We start from the raw sequence: 4,535 nt of genomic DNA on the forward strand, positions 1-4,535 counted from the left end.
GGCGACGCGGACCTCGACGCGCTTGGTGGCCTCGGGCAGCTCGGCGGGGGCGGTGGTCCACTCGCTCCACTCGCCACCGGCCAGCTCGCCGCGCACGTCGACGGAGACCTGGGCGTCGCCGGGGACGGTGGCGTCGAGGGTGGCGCCGATGCGGTTGGCGGGCGCGGCCAGCTCGTGCGCGGCGAGCACGAGGCTGCCCTCGTCCCGGTCGTGCATGGCGCTGGCCGAGCGGACGGGCTCACCGGCGAGGCGCAGCGCCCCGCCGGTGAAGCGGACGTTGGCGTCGTCGTCGGTGATCTGGCTGAGGTCGGGGTTCCACGCGGTCTCCGCGGGAGCGGCCAGGGAGACCGGGCCGATCGACAGGAAGGTCGTGCCCAAAGCGGCGCACAGGGCGGCGGACGCCACAGCTCGCCGCAGTCTGGTCGAAGCCACGACTGCTCTCCGTTCCCGGGACGCGTGTAGCGAGCGAACTCGCAGCAGGAGGGCACGCATCCCGCACGGCGCAAGGGAAACTTCGCGGTTGGTGGATTGTCAACAACCTGCGAAGCAATTGAGGCAGCGAGTAACCATTCTGCCTAACGTGAAATAATGCCGCTATCCTTCATGTTGATCATCATTGCGGCGAGGGCGCGGCGGTCGACCTTGCCCGGCCCGCGCAGCGGCAGTTCGGGGACCAGTTCGATGCGCTTGGGGGCGAAAGCTCCGCCGAGCTGGGCGCTGACGAGTGCGCGCAGACGCGAAGGGCTGGGTGGAACTGCCTGGTCAGCGGGCACGACGGCGGCGGCGACGAGCTGACCCCACTCGGGATGGGGCAGTCCGAGCACGCACGCCTCCAGCACGTCCGGCTCAGCGCACAGGACCCGTTCCACGAGCGCGGGAGCCACGTTCACGCCGCCGGAGATGATCATGTCGTCGGCCCGGCCGAGCACGGTGAGCCGGCCATCGGGCTCGAACTGGCCGAGGTCGTTGGTGTGGAACCACCCTTCGGCGAAGGCCGAAGCGGATGCGCCGCGATAGCCGCTGGCCAACACCGGGCCGGACAACGAGATCCGGCCGTCCTGGTCGAGCCGCACCCGCACTCCGTCCAGCGGAACCCCGTCGTAGACGCAGCCGCCGCAGGTCTCGCTCATGCCGTAGGTGGTGACCGCCGCGACGCCCGCCGCGCGAGCCTGGGAGAGCAGCTCAGCCGGAGTCGCGGCCCCGCCGAGCAGCACGCCGTCGAAGGCCGCCAGGGCTTCCAGGCCAGCTCCACCGTCAGCAAGCAGCCGCACCAGCTGCGTCGGCACCAGAGACGTGTAGTGCCGCCCAGGACGGTCCAGCACGGCGCGCGCGGCGTCGGCGAAGGCGGACGGCCGAAACCCTTGGCCGGTAAGCACTCCGGGCTCCGACCCGGCCAGCAGCGACCGGATCAGCACCTGCACTCCGGCGATGTGGTGCGGGCTGAGCGCGAGCAGCCAGGTGCCCGGCCCACCGAGCCGCGCGTGCGTGGCCTCGGCCGAAGCACGCAGGGCCGCAGCCGACAGCAGCACGCCCTTGGGCTCACCGGTCGAGCCCGAAGTGGCCACGGCCAGCGCGATCTCCTCCTTGACGGGACCCGTCAAGGAGGCAGGCGCGGTCTCGCCCGGCGCGATCGGCAGCAGGGCCGGGCCCGTGCCGTCGAGCGCCGCACCCAACGCCCCGAGGACGTCGGGGGACGAGACCGCGACCAGCTCGCGCATCAGTAGTAGTAGGGGAAGCGGGACCAGTCGGGCGCGCGCTTCTCCAGGAAGGAGTCGCGGCCCTCGACGGCCTCGTCGGTCATGTAGGCCAGGCGCGTGGTCTCGCCCGCGAACAGCTGCTGGCCGACCAGGCCGTCGTCGATCATGTTGAACGCGTACTTGAGCATGCGCTGCGCGGTCGGCGACTTGCCGTTGATCTCCTTCGCCCACTCCAACGCCGTGGACTCCAGCTCCGCGTGCGGCACGACCTCGTTGACCGCGCCCATCCGGTGCATCTTCTCGGCGTCGTAGGTGCGGCCGAGGAAGAAGATCTCGCGCGCGAACTTCTGGCCGGTCTGCCGCGCCAGGTAGGCCGAGCCGTAGCCCGCGTCGAAGCTGCCCACGTCGGCGTCGGTCTGCTTGAACTTCGCGTGCTCGGCGCTGGCGATCGTGAGGTCGCACACCACGTGCAGGCTGTGCCCGCCACCGGCCGCCCAGCCCGGGACCACGGCGATGACGACCTTCGGCATGAAGCGGATCAGCCGCTGGCACTCCAGGATGTGCAGCCGCCCCGCGCGCGCCGGGTCGATGGTTTCGGAAGTCTCGCCCTCGGCGTAGCGGTAGCCGTCGCGGCCACGAATGCGCTGGTCACCGCCGGAGCAGAAGGCCCAGCCGCCGTCCTTCGCGGACGGTCCGTTGCCGGTCAGCAGCACACAGCCGATGTCGGAGCTCATCCGCGCGTGGTCGAGCGCGCGGTACAGCTCGTCGACGGTGTGCGGGCGGAAGGCGTTGCGCACCTCCGGGCGGTTGAAGGCGATCCGCACCGTGCCCTGGTCCACGGCGCGGTGGTAGGTGATGTCGGTGAAGTCGAAGCCCTCTACGACCCGCCACGCGGCCGGATCGAACAGCTCTGAGACCTGGTTGGACGGCACGCCTGCGAGAATAGGCGGGTCCAGGAAAGGGTGTTGAACCGGTGAACCCGTCTACAGCGCAGGCGCGCGTCGTGGTCGACGAACTCGTCCGCAGCGGCGTCCGGCATGTCGTGCTCTGCCCCGGCTCGCGCAACGCCCCGCTGTCCTTCGCGCTGCACGACGCGGCGAAGGCCGGGCGGCTCACCCTGCACGTGCGGATCGACGAGCGCAGCGCTGGCTTCCTCGCGCTGGGCCTCTCCAAGGGGCTGGGCCTGCCCGGGCAGCGCAGGGGGCTCGTGGCGCTCGCCTGCACCTCGGGCACGGCCGTGGCGAACCTGCACCCCGCCGTGCTGGAGGCCTTCCACTCGGCGGAGCCGCTGATCCTGCTGACGGCCGACCGGCCACCGGAGTTGATGGGCACCGGGGCCAACCAGACCACGTGGCAGCACGGGATCTTCACGCCGCATGTGTCCACAGTGGACTTCCCCGTCGCTGAGACCCGGCAGGGTCAGAACGCCGTGTGGCGCAGCATGATCTGCCGCGTGGTCGCCCGCGCCGAGCACGACGGCCCGGTGCACGTGAACATTCCGTTCCGCGAGCCGCTGGTGCCGGACACCGCAGACGAAACCTGGCCGGAATCGTTGGCGGGCAGGGAAAACGACGCCCCTTGGACGACGAGGAGAACCAGCGGCGAGATCGTCGCTGTCGAGTCGGTCGACCTCCCCGCGCGCACGCTCGTCGTCGTTGGCGCGGCGAAGTGGAGCGCTGGCAACGAGATCGGTGAGATCGCGGCGGAGCGCGGCTGGCCGGTGCTCGCCGAGCCGGGCGGTGCGGGTGGTGTCAGCTCGACCAAGGCGACGCTGCTGCGACACGGGACCTTGTTGCTGGGCGTGGAAGAACTCCGCCCCGAAGCGCTCGTCGTCGTCGGCCGCCCGACCCTGACGCGCGCGGTGCAGCGGCTGCTGCGCACGACCCCGCTGGTGCACGTCGTCGACCACGGCGCGGACTGGACCGACCCGCAGCACCAGGCGACCTCGGTCGGCCCGCTCTCGCTGGTCGACCGCGAGGCCGAGCCGGAATGGCTGAACAGCTGGCAGAAGGCGGATGAAGCTGCCGCGCGCGCCGTCGAGGACTTCCTCGCGGCGGAGCCGTGGCCGACCGGACTGCACGTCGCCCGGGACCTCCTCGCCGCGATGCCGCGCGACGCGGTGCTGTTCCTCGGCTCCTCCAACCCCGTGCGCGACGTCGACCTGGTCGCGGCGACCGCGCGGCCGGACGTGCTGGCCAACCGGGGCCTCGCCGGGATCGACGGCAGCGTTTCCTCCGCTGTCGGAGCCGTTCTGGGCGCGCACGACGCCGATGAGCGGATCGGGTCGTGGGGCGCGGCGCTGCTCGGCGACCTGACGTTCCTGCACGACGCCAACGGCCTGCTGATCGGTCCGGCGGAGCAACGGCCGGACCTGACGATCGTGGTGCTCAACGACGACGGCGGCGGGATCTTCTCGCTGTTGGAGCAGGGATCGGCCGAGCACGCTGATTCCTTCGAGCGAGTTTTCGCTACGCCGCACGGCGCGGATCTCGCCCCTTTGTGCGCCGCGTACCGGGTTCCGCATGTTGAGGTGGACACCCGTGAAGAATTTCTTCACGCACTGCGGCCGGGTTCGGGACTGCGCGTGGTGGAGGTGCGAACACAGCGCTCTGGCCTGCGTGACCTGCACGAACGCCTGCGCGCGGCGGTGCGGCGCACGGGCTGAGGATGTCAGTCCCACCAGGTGGATGTGAAGAAAACGTCCTGGTGTCCCGCGATTTCCCGGGTCTAGGTTGCAAGCCGAGTCGGCTGCACGTGGGGAAGTCGGCCATGACGGAGAGGTACTAATTCCGTGCTGCGTAAACACAGCCTCCGCGTGGGGGCGGCGGCCGCGGCCGC

General features: G+C 71.0%; 3 protein-coding genes and 1 pseudogene. 1 reads left to right on the forward strand and 3 read right to left on the reverse strand.

Annotation, left to right across the window (positions count from 1 at the left end; genetic code table 11):
- The 3 genes and pseudogenes from CCN37_RS37025 to CCN37_RS37035 form a co-directional block, all read right to left on the reverse strand.
- Window positions 1-432 (reverse strand): annotated as a pseudogene (locus CCN37_RS37025) (hypothetical protein); the annotation flags it as partial.
- A gap of 143 nt (window positions 433-575) precedes the next feature.
- Window positions 576-1,718: an o-succinylbenzoate--CoA ligase gene (gene menE, locus CCN37_RS37030; protein WP_086830042.1), complete on the reverse strand. Its 1,143-nt coding sequence runs from the start codon at window positions 1,716-1,718 to the stop codon at window positions 576-578.
- On the reverse strand, window positions 1,718-2,629 hold the full coding sequence (locus tag CCN37_RS37035) for a 1,4-dihydroxy-2-naphthoyl-CoA synthase (RefSeq protein ID WP_086830044.1): 912 nt from the start codon (window positions 2,627-2,629) through the stop codon (window positions 1,718-1,720). Before CCN37_RS37035 ends, menE begins: the two co-directional genes overlap by 1 nt.
- 41 nt (window positions 2,630-2,670) lie before the next feature.
- Between CCN37_RS37035 and menD the strand changes: the two genes are divergently transcribed.
- Complete coding sequence (gene menD / locus CCN37_RS37040) at window positions 2,671-4,362, forward strand: 2-succinyl-5-enolpyruvyl-6-hydroxy-3-cyclohexene-1-carboxylic-acid synthase (RefSeq protein ID WP_086830046.1); 1,692 nt, start codon at window positions 2,671-2,673, stop codon at window positions 4,360-4,362.
- The last annotated feature ends 173 nt before the right edge of the window (window positions 4,363-4,535 follow it).

The sequence above is a fragment of the Allokutzneria sp. NRRL B-24872 genome (assembly GCF_002155965.1).
In the GTDB taxonomy this organism is placed as follows: Bacteria; Actinomycetota; Actinomycetes; order Mycobacteriales; family Pseudonocardiaceae; genus Allokutzneria.